Origin of the sequence: Methylorubrum sp. SL192 (genome assembly GCF_026672325.1) — a bacterium.
Taxonomy (GTDB): Bacteria; Pseudomonadota; Alphaproteobacteria; order Rhizobiales; family Beijerinckiaceae; genus Methylobacterium; species Methylobacterium extorquens.
The window spans coordinates 1,170,003-1,184,656 of the sequence record NZ_JAPPQV010000003.1 but is presented as its reverse complement, the minus strand read 5'-3'; the positions used below and the strand labels follow the sequence as shown (position 1 = coordinate 1,184,656).

Sequence of the window (14,654 nt, the reverse complement as noted above, 5' to 3'; positions counted from 1 at the left end):
CGCGCCCTCGCCTATGCGCCGGGGAGTCGCCCGCTTCTGGGCCAGAAGACCCGTCACTGCTGCGCCATGCTGAAGGCCTTCCTCGCCTATTACCGGCCGCACCGTACGCTGTTCCTGGTGGATTTCGGCTGCGCCGTGCTCTCGGGCCTGCTCGAACTCGGCTTCCCGCTCGCGGTCAAAGCCTTCGTCGACCGCCTGCTGCCGCAGCAGGACTGGAGCCTGATCCTGCTCGCGGCGATGGGCCTGACGCTGCTCTACGTCGCCAATGCCGGCCTGATGGTGGTCGTCACCTATTGGGGCCACGTGCTCGGCATCAACATCGAGACCGAGATGCGCGCCCGCGCCTTCGACCACCTGCAGAAGCTCTCGTTCCGCTTCTTCGACGGGCAGAAGACCGGCCATCTGGTGGCGCGCATCACCAAGGATCTGGAGGAGATCGGCGAGGTCGCCCATCACGGGCCCGAGGACCTGTTCATCGCGGTGATGACGCTGTTCGGCGCCTTCGCGCTGATGTTCCTCGTCCACCCGCCACTGGCGCTGATGACGCTGGCGATCCTGCCGCTGATCGCCTTCATCGTCATCCGCTACGGTGGGCGCATGACGCGCAACTGGCAGGCGCAGTACGGGCGCGTCGGCGCCTTCAACGCCCGCATCGAGGAGAATGTCGGCGGCATCCGCGTGGTGAAGGCCTTCGCCAACGAGGCACATGAGCGGGCGCTGTTCGCCTCCGACAACCGGAACTACCGCACCACCAAGCTCGAAGCCTACCGGCTGATGGCGGGCGCCCTGTCGATCAATTATCTCGGCCTGCGCCTCGTGCAGATCGTTGTGCTCCTCGGGGGCGCCGCCTTCGTGGTGCACGGTGACCTGACGCCCGGCGGCTTCGTCGGCTTCCTGCTCCTGGTCGCGGTGTTCTACCGGCCGCTGGAAAAGATCGGGGCGGTGATCGAGACTTACCCGAAGGGCATCGCCGGCTTTCGCCGCTACCAGGACCTGCTCGCCACCGAGCCCGACATCGCCGACCGGCCGGGGGCCCTCCCCGCCCCGCCGCTGAAGGGCGAGATCCGCTTCGAGGGCGTGCGCTTCGGCTACAGCCCGGACCAGCCGGTGCTCTCCGCGATCGACCTGACGATCCATGCGGGCGAGACGGTGGCCTTCGTCGGCCCCTCGGGGGCGGGCAAGACGACGCTGCTCTCGCTGATCCCGCGTTTCTATGAGGCGGAAGCCGGACGCATCACCATCGACGGCCACGACATCCGCGACCTGACACTGGCCTCGCTGCGCGGGCAGATCGGTATCGTCCAGCAGGACGTGTTCCTGTTCGCCGGCACGATCCGCGAGAACATCGCCTATGGCCGGCTGCGCGCGAGCGAGGCCGAGATCCTGGACGCCGCCGCCCGTGCCCGGCTCGATGGGCTGATCGCCTCGCTGCCCGAGGGGCTCGACACGGTGATCGGCGAGCGCGGAGTGAAGCTCTCAGGGGGGCAGAAGCAGCGGCTCGCCATCGCCCGCGCCTTCCTCAAGAACCCGCCGATCCTGATCCTCGACGAGGCGACCTCGGCGCTGGACACGCAGACCGAGCGGGAGATCCAGGCCTCGCTGTTCGAGCTGGCGGAAGGCCGTACGACGCTCGTCATCGCCCACCGGCTCGCCACGATCCGCCACGCCGACCGCATCGTGGTCGTGGCCGAGAACGGCATCGTCGAGCAGGGCCGTCACGACGTGCTGCTGGCCGGAGACGGCTACTACCGCCGCCTCCACGCGGCGCAGGTCGAGGATTCGCATCCGTCGCGGCCGCGCACGGCGGCGGAGTGAAGCGCCTTGCCCTCTCCCCGCGTGCGGGGCGAGTGGATCCCAATTTTCAAGCGCTCCGCCCGGCCTCGGCCAGCAGCCCATCGACGAAGCCCGGCAGGCCGGTGCGGCGGGTGCGCTTGAGGCGCTCGGCGGCCAGGATCGACTGAAGCGCGCGGAAGGACTCGTCGAGGTCGTCGTTGACGATGACGTAGTCGTACTCGCTCCAGCGCTGCATCTCGTTGCGGGCGTTGGCCAGCCGCCGCTCGATGGTCTCGGGTGCATCTTCCGCCCGGCGCTCCAAGCGGTTGCGCAACTCGGCAAAGCTCGGCGGCAGGATGAACACCGTCACCACGTCGTCCTGCAGCCGCTGCCGGACCTGGCGGGTGCCCTGGTAGTCGATGTCGAAGATCATATCCCGGCCTTGGGACAGGGTCTTCTCGACCGGGCGGCGCGGCGTGCCGTAGAAATTCCCGTGGACTTCGGCCCATTCGAGCAGGTCGTCGCGCGTGCGAAGATCCTCGAACGCCTCGCGGTCGATGAAGCGGTAGTCGCGCCCGTCGATCTCCGAGGGGCGGCGCGAGCGCGTCGTCACCGAGATCGACAGATCGAGGCCCCATTCGGGCCGCTGGGCGATGGCGCGGGTCAGCGTCGTCTTGCCCGCGCCCGAGGGCGAGGACAGGATCAGGATCAGCCCGCGCCGGGCGATATCCGGTCTGCCTTGGGTGGCATCCTGCGTCATCGGCGGGAAACTCCGCTGCGCATGTCTCTCGCTCTCATTCGACGTTCTGCACCTGCTCGCGGAATTGCTCCACCACGGCCTTCAAGTCGAGTCCGATCCGCGACAGGCTGATGTCGCCGGCCTTGGCGCACAGGGTGTTGGCCTCGCGGCCGAGTTCCTGGGCGAGAAAATCGAGCCGCCGGCCGATCGCGCCGCCCTGAGCCAGCAGCTCGCCGATGGCCGCGAGGTGAGCGCGCAGGCGGTCGAGTTCTTCGCGCACATCCGCCTTGGCCGCGATCAGCACCGCCTCCTGATGCAGGCGGTCGGGGTCGAACCCGCCGGCGCCGACGAGGGCCGCCACCGCATCCGCGAGCCGGGCGCGCACCGCCTCGGGCCGGCGGGCGGGGCAGTCCTCGGCGGCCTGGGTCAGGCGGGCGATGTCCGCGATCTGGCCCTCCACGATCGCGTGCAGCCGTGCCCCTTCCGCGCGGCGGGCGGAAACGAGATCGGCCACGAGGGTCTCGATCCCGGCGACGAGATCCCGATTGAGCGCCTCAGGGTCGGCTCCGGCCTCGCTCTCGGTCTCGACGACGCCGCGCACGGCGAGCAGCCCGTCGAGCGTCGCCGGGCCAACCTCCGCGGGACGCGGCACGCGGGCGACGGCCGCCGCGAGGCTCGCCAGCAGGGCTTCGTCGATGCGCACCCGCACCGCCGCCTCGGGCCGCGTCAAGGTGAGACCGAGCTGGCACTGGCCGCGAGAAAGCGCCTTGGACAGAGCGATGCGGGCCGCCTCCCCCGCCGCCTCGAAGCCGTTCGGCGCGCGCACGCGGATATCGAGCCCACGCCCGTTCACGGTGCGGATCTCCCACAACCATTGCACCGCGCCGGTCGTGCCGGCGGAGCGGGCAAACCCGGTCATGCTCGCGATGGTCTTGTCTTCGCTGGTCTTGCCTGCGCTGGTTTGGGCCAAGGGCGCGTCGCTCCCGCTCGTCCTCCATCGGCGCTCGGCCGCTCATCGCGGGGAACGACTCCGGAAAAGGTCGGTTTGTCGGATACGCGCTTTCGGCAAGAAAGCGCAATGCGGAGGCGGGTGGAAGGCCGGCCCGGCCGCCCTGAGTGCGTGCGCTGCACCACGACCGCGCCACCCTATTCTGCACAAAAAACGCTCACGTCATTTAATGATGCAAGAGCCCAGCGTCCAAGCAGGCATGAATACTGTGCATCAGCTTGACGCTGATGATGTGTCTTCCTAACTTCCAAGTCGATCAAAGGGCACCGAACAATCGAGCGGGGACCCATCCATGACGAACCCCTTCGACATCAAGAATCGCTTCCGGGCGCGCCTGCGCGCGGCCGACGCGCAGAAGCATCGGATCCAGGCCAAGCTTCTTCAGGACGGCGTTCGGGCGCTGGCTCCGATCACCGAGGCCCTGAGCCTGATGGCCGAGGTGTTGGAAGAGGACGGCATCGAGCACGGCCGGATCACCTGCCCCGCCCCGGAGGTGGATCGCGACGATTTCGTCGGCTTCACCGCCACGTTGCAGAACGATGCCGGTCAGGAACACCGGATTACCGTGAAGTACGGCCCCGTCCTGGGTGGGCGCAACTTCATCGCGGTGAACGGCCTGGGGGCGGAGTACAACGAGCGCCTGCTCACCCTGGCCAGCAACACGACGCCGGGCCTCGGCCGCTGCGTCGGCAGCGACGTGCATGTCGAGGCCGATCGCGGCGGCGACCTGGCCGAGATCCTGCGCGAGATGGTCGAGGACTTCTTCGCCGGCCATAGCGAGGCGCCGATCCGCACCGGGGCAACCGAGTCGCGCGGCCGTCTGGCGCTGGTGCAGTAGGCGCCGCGCGCGGCGCTTGCGGACCGTCCCGGATGCGGGATCAGGACTTCGCCGTCACGGAGCGGCGGGGCGTCCGCTCACGGATCGAGGCGGCGCGCCCGGGCGGCGCGGGCCATGGCGATGAGTTCGTTAGCGGTGAGGTTGTGCGACGGCAGGCGCGCCTCGGATTCGATGGGGTGCAGGTCGATGGAGCGCCGGTCCAGCGGAGGCGCGGCGGCGGAGAGCAGTCCCGGATTCCAGCTCGGCCAGAGACTGCGAATGCGAGATGTCTTCCTGGTCGCCGATACCGCCATGCCGCCTCCGAAGCCGATCACTTAAGAGGATGATAACCAAGCTCGGGCGCGAGAAACATTCTTGACGCGCGCCGATGTGGTGCTTCGCCGAATCTTTTGTCGGCTGCGCGTCGGGGCGGAGGCGGCCCTCGCTGCACATGGGTTCGCACAACGAAAAAGGCGGGCGCGATCCTGCATGATCGCACCCGCCCCATCGCATTCCGATCCGATCAGACCGGGCCTACTCCGCCGCGTCGAGGCGCGGGCGCTCGATCTCGGCGCGCTCGCGCTTCACCAGTTCGGCGGTCAGGAACGCCACCTCCAGCGCCTGCTCCGCGTTGAGGCGCGGGTCGCAGTAGGTGTGATAGCGGTCCTGAAGGTCATCCGCCGTCAGCGCACGGGCGCCGCCGGTGCATTCGGTCACGTCCTTGCCGGTCATCTCCAGATGGATGCCGCCGGCGATCGTGCCTTCCGCGCGGTGCACGCCGAAGAAGCCCTCGATCTCCTGCATCACCCGCTCGAACGGCCGGGTCTTGTAGCGGCCGGCGGCGATGGTGTTGCCGTGCATCGGATCGCAGACCCACACCACGTTGCGGCCCTCGCGCTGCACCGTGCGGATCAGCCCCGGCAGATGGTCGCCGACCTTATCCGCGCCGAAGCGGCAGATCAGGCTGAGGCGCCCGGCCTCGTTCTCCGGGTTGAGGAGATCGATCAGGCGGATCAGCCCTTCGGCCGTGGTCGAGGGCCCGCATTTCAGGCCGATCGGGTTCTTGATGCCGCGGGCATATTCCACGTGGGCGTGGTCCGGCTGGCGGGTGCGGTCGCCGATCCAGAGCATATGGCCGGAGGTGGCGTACCAGTCCCCGCTCGTCGAATCGACGCGGGTCAGCGACTCCTCGTAGCCGAGCAGCAGCGCCTCGTGGCTGGTGTAGAAGTCCGTGGTGCGGACCTCCTGGTGCGTCTCCGGGTTGATGCCGATGGCGCGCATGAAGTCGAGCGCGTCCGACATCCGCTCGGCCACATCGCGGTAGCGCGAGGATTGCGGGCTGTCCTTGACGAAGCCGAGCATCCAGCGATGCGCGTTCTCGAGGTTGGCGTAGCCGCCGGTGGCGAAGGCGCGCAGCAAGTTCAGCGTCGCCGCCGACTGCCGGTAGGCTTCGAGCTGGCGGCGCGGATCGGGGATCCGGGCCTCCTCGTTGAAGGTCAGGCCGTTGATGATGTCGCCGCGGTAGCTCGGCAGCGCCACGCCGTCGAGCGTCTCGGTCGGCGAGGAGCGCGGCTTGGCGAACTGCCCGGCAATGCGGCCGACCTTCACCACGGGCGAGCCGCCCGCGAAGGTGAGCACCATCGCCATCTGCAGGAAGACGCGGAAGAAGTCGCGGATGTTGTCGGCCGAGTGCTCGTCGAAGCTCTCGGCGCAGTCGCCGCCTTGCAGGAGGAAGGCCTCGCCCGCCCCGACGCGCGCCAGGGCCGCCTTCAGCTTGCGCGCCTCACCGGCAAAAACGAGCGGCGGAAAGCTCGCGAGTTGCGCCTCGACGGCCTGGAGAGCGCCCGCGTCCGGATAGGACGGGACCTGCTGGATCGGCAGGTTGCGCCAGGTTTTGGGGGTCCACCGCTCGGCCATGATACTCTCTCCGCTCACCCGATCGGGTGATGCGCGCGGGCCCTCCCGCCTCGCGCGAAGCCGGGCTTATAGAGCGGTTTTTCAGAAGTTGCGAGTTGGCCGACGCCATAGCTGAGTATCGGCCGACGCATCGGCCGCTATTCGCGCAATCCCGACCCGGCCCCCCGGCCGGCGAGCAGGCCGACGAGCTCGGCTTGGCGCGACACGCCGGTCTTCTGGAAGATGCGCCGGAGTACCGAGCGGGCGGTGCTGGGGGTGATCCCGAGCTTGGCCGCGGCCGGAGCCGGAGCATCGCCCGCCGCGATCAGGGCGGCGAGCCGGGCCTCGGCCGGGGTCAGGTCGAACAGGCCCTGGACCACATCCGCACTCGGCACGTCCTGGGCCACGACGGGGGTGGCGATCAGCACGAAGCGGGCGCGGACGAACACGTCGTGGGCCGCACCGCGGATCGGCACGAGATGCAGGATCACCGGGGGACGCTCACCGCTCGCGGCGATCGGGATCGAGCGCACCGGCATCGCCTGCGGCGAGGCGGATTGTGCCACGGCTTCGCGCAGCAGCCTGTCGGCAGCCGGATCGACGACGGCGAGCCGCAAGGGCTGGTCGCTGAGGGTGTGAGGCATCATCGCCACCAGGGACGGATTGGCGTCGATGACCCGCCCGCCGCTTCCGAGCACGGCCGCCGGCAGGCCGAGCGCTTCGAGCGTCCGGGTGGTGGTCGAGACCCGCTCCATTTCCAGGCGTGCGGAGAGCAGGGCGGCCCGGGCAAGATGGGGACGCAGGCTGTTGAGCGCGGACAGAATCTGCGGTCCGAAATCGCCCTCGGCGCGGGCGCGCTCGCAATGGACGATGACGCTGTCGCCGCTCGGCACCAGCACGGCCGTCGCGGTACCCGCGCCGTAGCCCCGGGGGATCAGGAAGTCCTGATAGAGCGGCAGCGTCGCGATCTCCTCCTCCGTCACGACGTCGAGGTCGTTGAGAAAGCCGGGATGACGCAGCGCCAACAGGCGTCCGATGCGGACGTTGTCGGGGAAGCGCTCGAAATGATCGATCACCAACGGGTCGAACTCCGGCGACGTCGTAACGAAGTCGCGAAAGTGCGTCCCGGTCGAGACGATCATCACCGCCTGCGGGGCGCCGGCGAAGCGGGCGAGTTCGACGAGCACCTCGCGCCACAGCTCGGGCAAGGCCGCCGCTTCGTAGATCCGGTCGATCAGGGCGGCGCCCTCGGCCGACAGGGCGGCAGCCGGCTCGATCGAGGCCGAGCGGATGGCGGAGGGAAAGGGGTGGGAATGGATCGTCATGAATCGAGCGAAAGCAATGGAACGAACGCGGTCACAGGGTCGGAATTTGCCATCTCCGCAGGCCGCGGGATACAGCATTGGGCTTGCTGGAACAGTATTTTGTCGGATCTTGTCCCCAGAAAAGCAATCACAACCTGCACATGGCCAGACTCCAGTCCCCTAACGGGAAATTAAAATCAGTATGTCATGCTGAATCCCCCTTTTTAGCCGATTAACAAATGCAATGAAATCTGTCTTCGTGGACAGCGGGCCGGCGTCTCGCCGACACGCGAGAGACGCCCTCCGGAGAATGAGTGCGATCAATGCCGGCCGGGGACGATTGATCGCGGCGCCCGGTGACCGAGATCCCCTGCCGGGATCGACAAGGCAGGGGGGAGTGATCCATGCGGCTCCACGTTCTCGGTTGCGGCGACGCGTTCGGCTCGGGCGGGCGCTTCAACACCTGCTTCCACGTCGATGTGCCCGGCGGCGCCTTCCTCATCGATTGCGGCGCCTCCGCGCTCATCGCGATCCGGCGATTCGGCGTCGAGCCGAACCGCATCCGCACGGTGTTCCTCACCCATCTCCACAGCGACCATTTCGGCGGCCTGCCCTGGCTGATCCTCGACGGGCAGCTCGTCAGCGGGCGCACGGAGCCGTTGACCGTGGTCGGGCCGCCGGGCACGGCCGAGCGCCTTCCGGCGGCGATGGAGGTGTTGTTTCCCGGCTCCAGCACGGCCGAGCGCCGATTCCCAGTCGAGGTCGTGGAGATGGAAGCCGGGCGCCCGGTCGAGACCGGGGGCGTGCGGGCCACCGCCTTCACCATGCGCCACCCCTCGGGCGCGCCCGCGCACGCCCTACAGATCGAGGCAGCGGGCAAGGTCGTCAGCTATACCGGCGACACCGAGTGGGTGGAGGACATCGTCGCCGCGGGGCGCGGGGCGGACCTGATGATCGCCGAGGGCTACACCGTGGAGCGTCCGGTGAAGTTCCACCTCGATTGGGCGACGCTGAAGCGGCGCCTGCCCGAGATCGCCCCGAAGCGGCTGATGCTCACGCATATGAGCCCGGAGATGATCGCTCACCCGCCGGACGGTTACATCGCGGCCGAGGACGGACTCGTCCTCACCTTTTGACCCCGCCCCTCGCTGCGCGCGATCAGCGCTTGCGCACGAATTCCGTGCGCAGGACGAGGCCCTTGATGCTGTCGTGGCGGCAATCGATCTCTTCCGGATTGTCCGTGAGGCGGATCGACCGGATGACGGTGCCCTGTTTCAGGGTCTGGTTCGCGCCCTTGACCTTGAGGTCCTTGATCAGGGTGACCGCATCGCCGTCGGCCAGGATGTTGCCCGCGGCGTCGCGGACAGGCGCCCGCCCAGCCGGCGTCTCGGCCGCCGCCGCGCCAGCGGGGCGCCATTCACCGAGCGCTTCGTCGTAGATGTAGGTGTCGTCCGTATCCGGCATCGTCTGGCTCCTGGCGGTCACGCCACCGTGAGCGCGGCCATAGCGGTGCCTTGGGATAGCGGCGCCTTGGGCAGGCCGACAAGCGCGTTGCGAGCATAGCTCCGAACCGACTACCGTTCCGCGAGTTGGCAGCGGGTGTTCGCAGGATCACCGTTACCTGCGTGTCATCCCATTCGGGCAAACAGCCCGACCCCATGTTTACGACCGGAGTCACACCGACCATGCGCCAGGAAATGCTCTCCGGACTGCTCGGCCTCGGCCTGCTCTGTGCGCCGGCCCTCGTCGCGGGCACCGTTCCCGCCTCGGCGCAGGCACCCGCCCAACCGGCCGCCCCGGTTGTCACCGCCGATCCCGAACGGTTGGCCGCCGCCCGCGAGGTCGTCGCCGCGGCGCAGGGGGACCGGGCCGCGGTGCTCGCGGCGATGAAGGCGCCGATGGCCGGGGTGATGCAGCAAATGGGTCTCACGGACCCGAAGAAGGCCCAGGTGATGGTGGACGAGGTCGTCATGCCCACGCTCTCGGAGAATTACGACGACCTGCTCGCGATCCAGGCCCTCAGCTTCGCCTCCGTCCTCTCGAAGGATGATCTGAAGGCGGTCGCCGGCTTCTACGCCACGCCGGCGGGCAAGAACCTCGTGAAGGCGCAGCCGCAACTGAGCCAGGCGATGCTGACGGGGATGCAGCAATGGATGGGCACGCTGCTGCCGCAGCTCAAGGAGAAGGTCGAGAAGGCCGCCGCGGCGCATGGCTGGTCGAACGAGGTCAAGCGGCGCTGAGCCCCCTCACCGCTCCGGCTCGAACAAGGCCGCGGCCGCGGGCCCCTGCGGGAAGGTCAGGGGCATCCGCACCACGCCGCGGTGATAGGGGAAGCGGGCGCGCTGGAGCGGGTCCGGCCCGGTGAAGATCAGCCGCGGCCGGAACGAGACCGGGCTGACGCAGAGCAGGTAATTGCGCAGATTGCGCTCGTCGGGCACGAACATCGCCGTGTCGAGGTAGCGCGCCTCGTGCCGGACCCAAGCCGGGATGAACGGCAGCCGCCAGCGCCGGGCGAGATGCTCGCCGACCCCGCCGAGGAAGGCATCGGGCCGCGCGTCTCCCAGAAAGCCCGGATCCTCGGCGATCATCGCCCCCTGGGCGGTGATGTCGCCGTCGAGCGCGTAGAAGGCGTCGAGGAAGTTCTGGAGGTGGTGATCCCAATCGCCATCCGCGCGCGCCCGCTCGACCACCTCGCGCAAGGAGGCCAGCCTCATCGTGGGCCATCCTGAAGCACCGACCGGAAGCGCAGGCTCGCCTCATCGGGTGGCGTCTCGTCGTAGACGGAGACGTACAGGTCGTGCAGCGCCGCCCCGCCTCCGTAGACGGCGAGTTCGACGAACAGCCCCCGCGCGGACAGATCCGCGCCCAGCAGCTCAAAGGCCTGGAGGAGGCGGGTGCGGTCGAAGGCCAGGGCCATGCGGACAGTGTAGCCGATGCCGCGGCCTTCGCGAAAAGGCTACTCCGCCGCTGCGGCGAACACCGTCCCGGCCCGCGGCAGATCCAGGGTATCCCAGGTTTCCACCAGCGCGGCCGTCAGCGCACCGATCCGCTCGTCGTCATGGAAGGGCGAGGGCGTGATCCGCAGGCGCTCGGTGCCGCGCGGGACGGTGGGATAGTTGATCGGCTGGATGTAGATGTCGTGGTGCTCCAGCAGGTGGTCGGCCGCCGCCTTGCACAGCTCGGCGTCGCCCACCATCAGCGGCACGATGTGGGTTTCGGTGTGCAGCACCGGCAGGCCGGCGGCTTCCAACGCCGCCTTGGTGCGGGCGGCCTGGCGCTGATGCGCCTCGCGCTCGGTCTTCGAGCGCTTGAGGTAGCGCACCGAGGCGCGCGCCGCCGCGGCGACGGCCGGCGGCAGGGCCGTGGTGAAGATGAAGCCGGCCGCGTGGCTGCGAACCGCGTCGCACAGGGTCGCCGTGCCGGTGATGTAGCCGCCGACGCAGCCGAAGCCCTTGGCGAGCGTCCCCTCGATCACATCGACCCGGTGCATCACCCGATCGCGCTCGGCGATGCCGGCGCCACGCTCGCCGTAGAGGCCGACCGCATGGACCTCGTCGAGATAGGTCATGGCGCCGTAGGCGTCGGCGAGGTCGCAGATCGCGGCGATCGGCGCCACGTCGCCATCCATCGAGTAGACCGACTCGAAGGCGATCAGCTTGGGCCGGTCGCCGGCCTCGGCGAGCAGTTGCTCGAGATGTTCGAGGTCGTTGTGGCGGAAGACGCGCTTCTCGCAGCCGGAATGGCGCACGCCCTCGATCATCGAATTGTGGTTGAAGGCGTCCGACAGGATCAGGCAGTTCGGCAGCAGCTTCGCGATGGTCGAGATGCCGGCCTGATTCGAGACATAGCCCGAGGTGAAGACGAGGCCCGCCTCCTTGCCGTGCAGGTCGGCGAGTTCGCGCTCCAGATCGACCAGCGGCGAGTTGTTGCCGGCGATATTGCGGGTGCCGCCGGCGCCGACGCCGCAGCGTGCGGCCGTGTCGGTCAGGGCCGCGACGACCTCGGGGTGCTGGCCCATGCCGAGATAGTCGTTGGAGCACCATACGGTGATCTCGCGGTTGCCGCCCTCCGGGCGCCGCCACGTGGCCTGCGGAAAGCGGCCGGAGATCCGCTCGATGTCGGCGAAGACGCGGTAGCGGCGCTCGCTGTGCAGCCGGTCGAGGGCGGCACGGAAATGGCCGTCGTAATCCGTACGCGGCCCGGCGGGCCGCACCGGCGGCCGCTCGAATTTGGCCCGGCCATTGCTAGCACCGGAATCGTCCACGCCGCCATCGCCGCCGACGATCGACTCGTCGGTCAGGCTGGCGCTGTCGGCCGCGTTCACAGGCATCAGGTTCACGGGCATCCGTCCTCGACGCTTTCGGCTGGCCGGGCGTTCTTCTTGGGACGCCTCGGTTTAAAGAATTCGGGCCCGGACCCTACCCCGGAGAGCGTGGCCGAACCGTTCGCGGCCGGGGCGGTGATCTCCCGGGGTTCAGCCCCCAGGGAGCGGCACAGCCTTCGCCGCGCGTCATCGTCCGACCGGCGGCTTTCGCATTCCGTCCGGGACAAGTCCCTCGCCGGCGCCGCCGTGACCGCAAGATAGGAGGTAATTTCGAACTGGTTCAAGGTGAGTTCGAGACATTCCTGCTTTGCACAGGCGCGAAGGGCCCTTCGATCTTGCCCGGATCCGGGCTCGATCATCGAATGCTCGCTCTCAGATGCCGTCGTAGCACGACCTCGTGCAACGCACGCGAGAACCGACGCGCGGTGATTCGCCCATGAACCCCGCCTTGGGTGACGATGGGTCGCGGTGTGAAGCGAGGCCCATGCTCGGCGGCCGATGCGCTGGCGAAGGGGATAAAATCGGGATACGGCCTTTCCCGAGATGGCCAAGCGCACGCATCGGCGGCGACGGGCGCTCCGCCGGGTGAAATCGTTTCGGAACGCGAGATGGCGACCAAAGACGAGGAGCGCGCCGCCCGCCTCAAAGCGGCCCTGCGCGACAACCTGCGCCGCCGCAAGGCGCAAGCCCGGAGCCGGGCCGACGACGCACCCGAGCCCACGAAGGCGCAGCCGGCCGAACCGACCGAGAAGAGCTAGCTCCCGCCGCCCGACTTGCCTCCCCTGCGCCACGTTATTGGAGCGATGCTTCGGACGCGGGATGGAACCGAACGGCCACGCTTCTTCTTTTTGCCGGATACCGCCTATACCTCCACCCTGAACAAGGGGCGCTCGCGCCCGGCACGCAAGGCGACCTCCGCGATCGGAACGGGGGTGCTCCGAGGATTCCGATGGACCGCATCCACATCACCGGCGGCACGCCGCTCAACGGCACGATCCCGATTTCGGGCGCCAAGAACGCGGCGCTGCCGCTGATGATCGCAAGCCTTCTCACCGGGGAGACGCTGGAACTCATCAACGTGCCGCGGCTCGCCGACATCGCGGCTCTGACGCGCATCCTCGGCAATCACGGCGTCGATCACATGGTCGTCGGCAAGCGGCCGGGGCAGACCGCCGAGACCGGCCAGACCGTCCGGCTCACCGCCTCGAACGTCATCGACACCACCGCGCCCTATGAACTCGTCTCGACCATGCGGGCGAGCTTTTGGGTGATCGCGCCGCTGCTGGCCCGCTTCGGCGAGGCCAAGGTATCGCTGCCCGGTGGCTGCGCCATCGGCACCCGGCCGGTTGACCTGCTGCTCATGGCGCTGGAAAAGCTCGGCGCCGAGATCGAGATCGACGGCGGCTACGTGGTCGCGACGACGAAGAACGGGCTCCGCGGCACCGAGATCGACTTCCCCAAGGTCACGGTCGGCGGCACCCATGTCGCCCTGATGGCGGCCGCACTCGCCTACGGCACGACGGTGCTCGACAACGCCGCCCGCGAGCCGGAAGTCGTCGATCTCGCCGAGTGCCTGATCAAGATGGGCGCGCGGATCGAGGGCGCCGGCACCTCCCGCATCGTCGTGGAGGGCGTGGCACGCCTCGGCGGCACCCGGCACGAGGTTCTGCCGGACCGGATCGAGACCGGCACCTACGCCATGGCGGTGGCGATGACCGGGGGCGACGTCTCCCTGGTCAACACCCGGACCGATCTGCTCGCCTCGGCCCTCGAGACGCTGGCCTCCACCGGCACCGAGGTCACGGCCCTGCCCGACGGCATCCGCGTGCGCCGCAACGGCGGCGGCATCAGCCCGGCGGACGTGACGACCGACCCGTTCCCCGGCTTCCCGACCGACCTCCAGGCGCAGTTCATGGCGCTGATGACGCTGGCCAAGGGCCAGTCGCGCATCCGCGAGACGATCTTCGAGAACCGCTTCATGCACGTGCAGGAATTGGCCCGCCTCGGCGCGCGGATCCGCCTGGACGGCGATCTCGCCGTGGTCGAGGGCGTGGAGCGCCTGAAGGGCGCGCCCGTCATGGCCACCGACCTGCGCGCCTCGGTCTCGCTGGTGATCGGCGCGCTCGCCGCGGAAGGCGAGACGCAGATCAACCGCGTCTACCACCTCGATCGCGGCTTCGAGGCCCTGGAGGCCAAGCTCGCCCGCTGCGGCGCGCAGATCGAGCGCGTGCGGGCCTGACGGCGCCCCGCGCCCATCTTACCGCTCGGCCCCACACGAAAACGGCCTGCACCGCGCGGTGCAGGCCGAGACTGTTTTAAGACGATCCGAGGGGTCAGCGAGCGATGGCGCCGCGCTTCACGCCGAAGCCGGGAATATCGCAGGCGCAGGGTGCGTTCGGCGGAGCGAAGCCTGTCGCGCAACTGCCGCGGGCGGTGATGCAGACGCTGCCGCCGCGTCCGCCGCGGGGCGGCCCCCGGAAGCGCGGACCCTCGTCCTCATCGTCGAAGCGGCGGCGCCGGCCACCATCATCGCCGTAGCGGCGCCGACCATAACCGTCGTCGTCATCGCGGGAGCGGCGGCTGTAGCCGTCGTCGTAGCGGCGCGGACCGTCATAGCCATCGCGATAAGACTGGGCGCTCGCCGGGCTCGCCACGAACCCGAGGGCCAAGACGACCCCCAAGGTGCGCCCTATGGCCAGAACTCCGTTTTGCATCGTCCGCATCCCCTCCGGATGACTTGGAAAAGTCACGCTGACCTTAGCCATGCGCTCATGAACGCACGATGAGCCCAA

16 protein-coding genes are annotated in these 14,654 nt (G+C 68.9%); 6 read left to right on the top strand and 10 right to left on the bottom strand.

Annotated features, from left to right (window positions below):
- The first annotated feature begins 66 nt into the window (after nucleotides 1-66).
- Nucleotides 67-1,815 carry an ABC transporter ATP-binding protein gene (locus tag OVA30_RS06300; protein ID WP_268174953.1) on the top strand — a complete coding sequence of 583 codons (1,749 nt, stop codon included), beginning with the start codon at nucleotides 67-69 and terminating at the stop codon, nucleotides 1,813-1,815.
- A gap of 46 nt (nucleotides 1,816-1,861) precedes the next feature.
- Here the strand turns inward: OVA30_RS06300 and gmk are convergent, their stop codons facing one another.
- Both gmk and OVA30_RS06290 read right to left on the bottom strand, forming a co-directional pair.
- Complete coding sequence (gmk, locus tag OVA30_RS06295) at nucleotides 1,862-2,533, bottom strand: guanylate kinase (protein ID WP_003598580.1); 672 nt, start codon at nucleotides 2,531-2,533, stop codon at nucleotides 1,862-1,864.
- Between the two features lie 34 nt (nucleotides 2,534-2,567).
- Nucleotides 2,568-3,482 (bottom strand): YicC/YloC family endoribonuclease, encoded by a 915-nt coding sequence (locus OVA30_RS06290; RefSeq protein ID WP_268174950.1) that lies wholly within the window; start codon nucleotides 3,480-3,482, stop codon nucleotides 2,568-2,570.
- Between the two features lie 331 nt (nucleotides 3,483-3,813).
- Between OVA30_RS06290 and OVA30_RS06285 the strand changes: the two genes are divergently transcribed.
- Entirely contained in the window at nucleotides 3,814-4,359 is a 546-nt protein-coding gene (locus OVA30_RS06285; protein WP_012253530.1) for a hypothetical protein, read from the top strand.
- A gap of 77 nt (nucleotides 4,360-4,436) precedes the next feature.
- Here OVA30_RS06285 and OVA30_RS06280 read toward each other — a convergent pair whose 3' ends face one another.
- The 3 genes from OVA30_RS06280 to OVA30_RS06270 form a co-directional block, all read right to left on the bottom strand.
- The gene (locus OVA30_RS06280) at nucleotides 4,437-4,652 is read right to left on the bottom strand and encodes a hypothetical protein (protein ID WP_015950771.1); all 216 of its coding nucleotides are present in this window, start codon (nucleotides 4,650-4,652) and stop codon (nucleotides 4,437-4,439) included.
- Between the two features lie 220 nt (nucleotides 4,653-4,872).
- Nucleotides 4,873-6,255 carry a class II 3-deoxy-7-phosphoheptulonate synthase gene (locus tag OVA30_RS06275; protein ID WP_003606127.1) on the bottom strand — a complete coding sequence of 461 codons (1,383 nt, stop codon included), beginning with the start codon at nucleotides 6,253-6,255 and terminating at the stop codon, nucleotides 4,873-4,875.
- A gap of 137 nt (nucleotides 6,256-6,392) precedes the next feature.
- Nucleotides 6,393-7,559 carry a helix-turn-helix transcriptional regulator gene (locus OVA30_RS06270; protein WP_056463679.1) on the bottom strand — a complete coding sequence of 389 codons (1,167 nt, stop codon included), beginning with the start codon at nucleotides 7,557-7,559 and terminating at the stop codon, nucleotides 6,393-6,395.
- Between the two features lie 383 nt (nucleotides 7,560-7,942).
- Between OVA30_RS06270 and OVA30_RS06265 the strand changes: the two genes are divergently transcribed.
- Nucleotides 7,943-8,674: an MBL fold metallo-hydrolase gene (locus OVA30_RS06265; protein ID WP_268174948.1), complete on the top strand. Its 732-nt coding sequence runs from the start codon at nucleotides 7,943-7,945 to the stop codon at nucleotides 8,672-8,674.
- A gap of 22 nt (nucleotides 8,675-8,696) precedes the next feature.
- Here the strand turns inward: OVA30_RS06265 and OVA30_RS06260 are convergent, their stop codons facing one another.
- Entirely contained in the window at nucleotides 8,697-9,002 is a 306-nt protein-coding gene (locus tag OVA30_RS06260; protein WP_268174947.1) for an alkylphosphonate utilization protein, read from the bottom strand.
- A gap of 221 nt (nucleotides 9,003-9,223) precedes the next feature.
- Here OVA30_RS06260 and OVA30_RS06255 point away from each other — a divergent pair, with 221 nt between their 5' ends.
- Nucleotides 9,224-9,778, top strand: coding sequence for a DUF2059 domain-containing protein (locus OVA30_RS06255; protein ID WP_268174945.1), 555 nt, complete (start codon nucleotides 9,224-9,226; stop codon nucleotides 9,776-9,778).
- A 6-nt stretch (nucleotides 9,779-9,784) separates the two neighbouring features.
- Here the strand turns inward: OVA30_RS06255 and OVA30_RS06250 are convergent, their stop codons facing one another.
- The 3 genes from OVA30_RS06250 to hemA are packed head-to-tail and all read right to left on the bottom strand — an operon-like array spanning nucleotide 9,785 to nucleotide 11,883.
- The gene (locus OVA30_RS06250; RefSeq protein WP_268174944.1) at nucleotides 9,785-10,252 is read right to left on the bottom strand and encodes a hypothetical protein; all 468 of its coding nucleotides are present in this window, start codon (nucleotides 10,250-10,252) and stop codon (nucleotides 9,785-9,787) included.
- The gene (locus OVA30_RS06245; RefSeq protein WP_268174943.1) at nucleotides 10,249-10,455 is read right to left on the bottom strand and encodes a hypothetical protein; all 207 of its coding nucleotides are present in this window, start codon (nucleotides 10,453-10,455) and stop codon (nucleotides 10,249-10,251) included. Before OVA30_RS06245 ends, OVA30_RS06250 begins: the two co-directional genes overlap by 4 nt.
- A gap of 39 nt (nucleotides 10,456-10,494) precedes the next feature.
- A complete protein-coding gene (gene hemA / locus OVA30_RS06240) occupies nucleotides 10,495-11,883 on the bottom strand; it encodes a 5-aminolevulinate synthase (protein ID WP_003601960.1) in 1,389 nt (462 codons plus the stop codon).
- A gap of 587 nt (nucleotides 11,884-12,470) precedes the next feature.
- Here hemA and OVA30_RS06235 point away from each other — a divergent pair.
- Both OVA30_RS06235 and murA read left to right on the top strand, forming a co-directional pair.
- Complete coding sequence (locus OVA30_RS06235; RefSeq protein WP_268174942.1) at nucleotides 12,471-12,620, top strand: hypothetical protein; 150 nt, start codon at nucleotides 12,471-12,473, stop codon at nucleotides 12,618-12,620.
- Nucleotides 12,621-12,811: 191 nt separating this feature from the next.
- The gene (gene murA / locus OVA30_RS06230) at nucleotides 12,812-14,101 is read left to right on the top strand and encodes a UDP-N-acetylglucosamine 1-carboxyvinyltransferase (RefSeq protein ID WP_268174941.1); all 1,290 of its coding nucleotides are present in this window, start codon (nucleotides 12,812-12,814) and stop codon (nucleotides 14,099-14,101) included.
- 94 nt (nucleotides 14,102-14,195) lie between these two features.
- On the opposite strand, the gene OVA30_RS06225 is transcribed toward murA, so the two are convergent.
- Nucleotides 14,196-14,576: a hypothetical protein gene (locus OVA30_RS06225; protein ID WP_012253520.1), complete on the bottom strand. Its 381-nt coding sequence runs from the start codon at nucleotides 14,574-14,576 to the stop codon at nucleotides 14,196-14,198.
- Nucleotides 14,577-14,654: the final 78 nt, after the last annotated feature.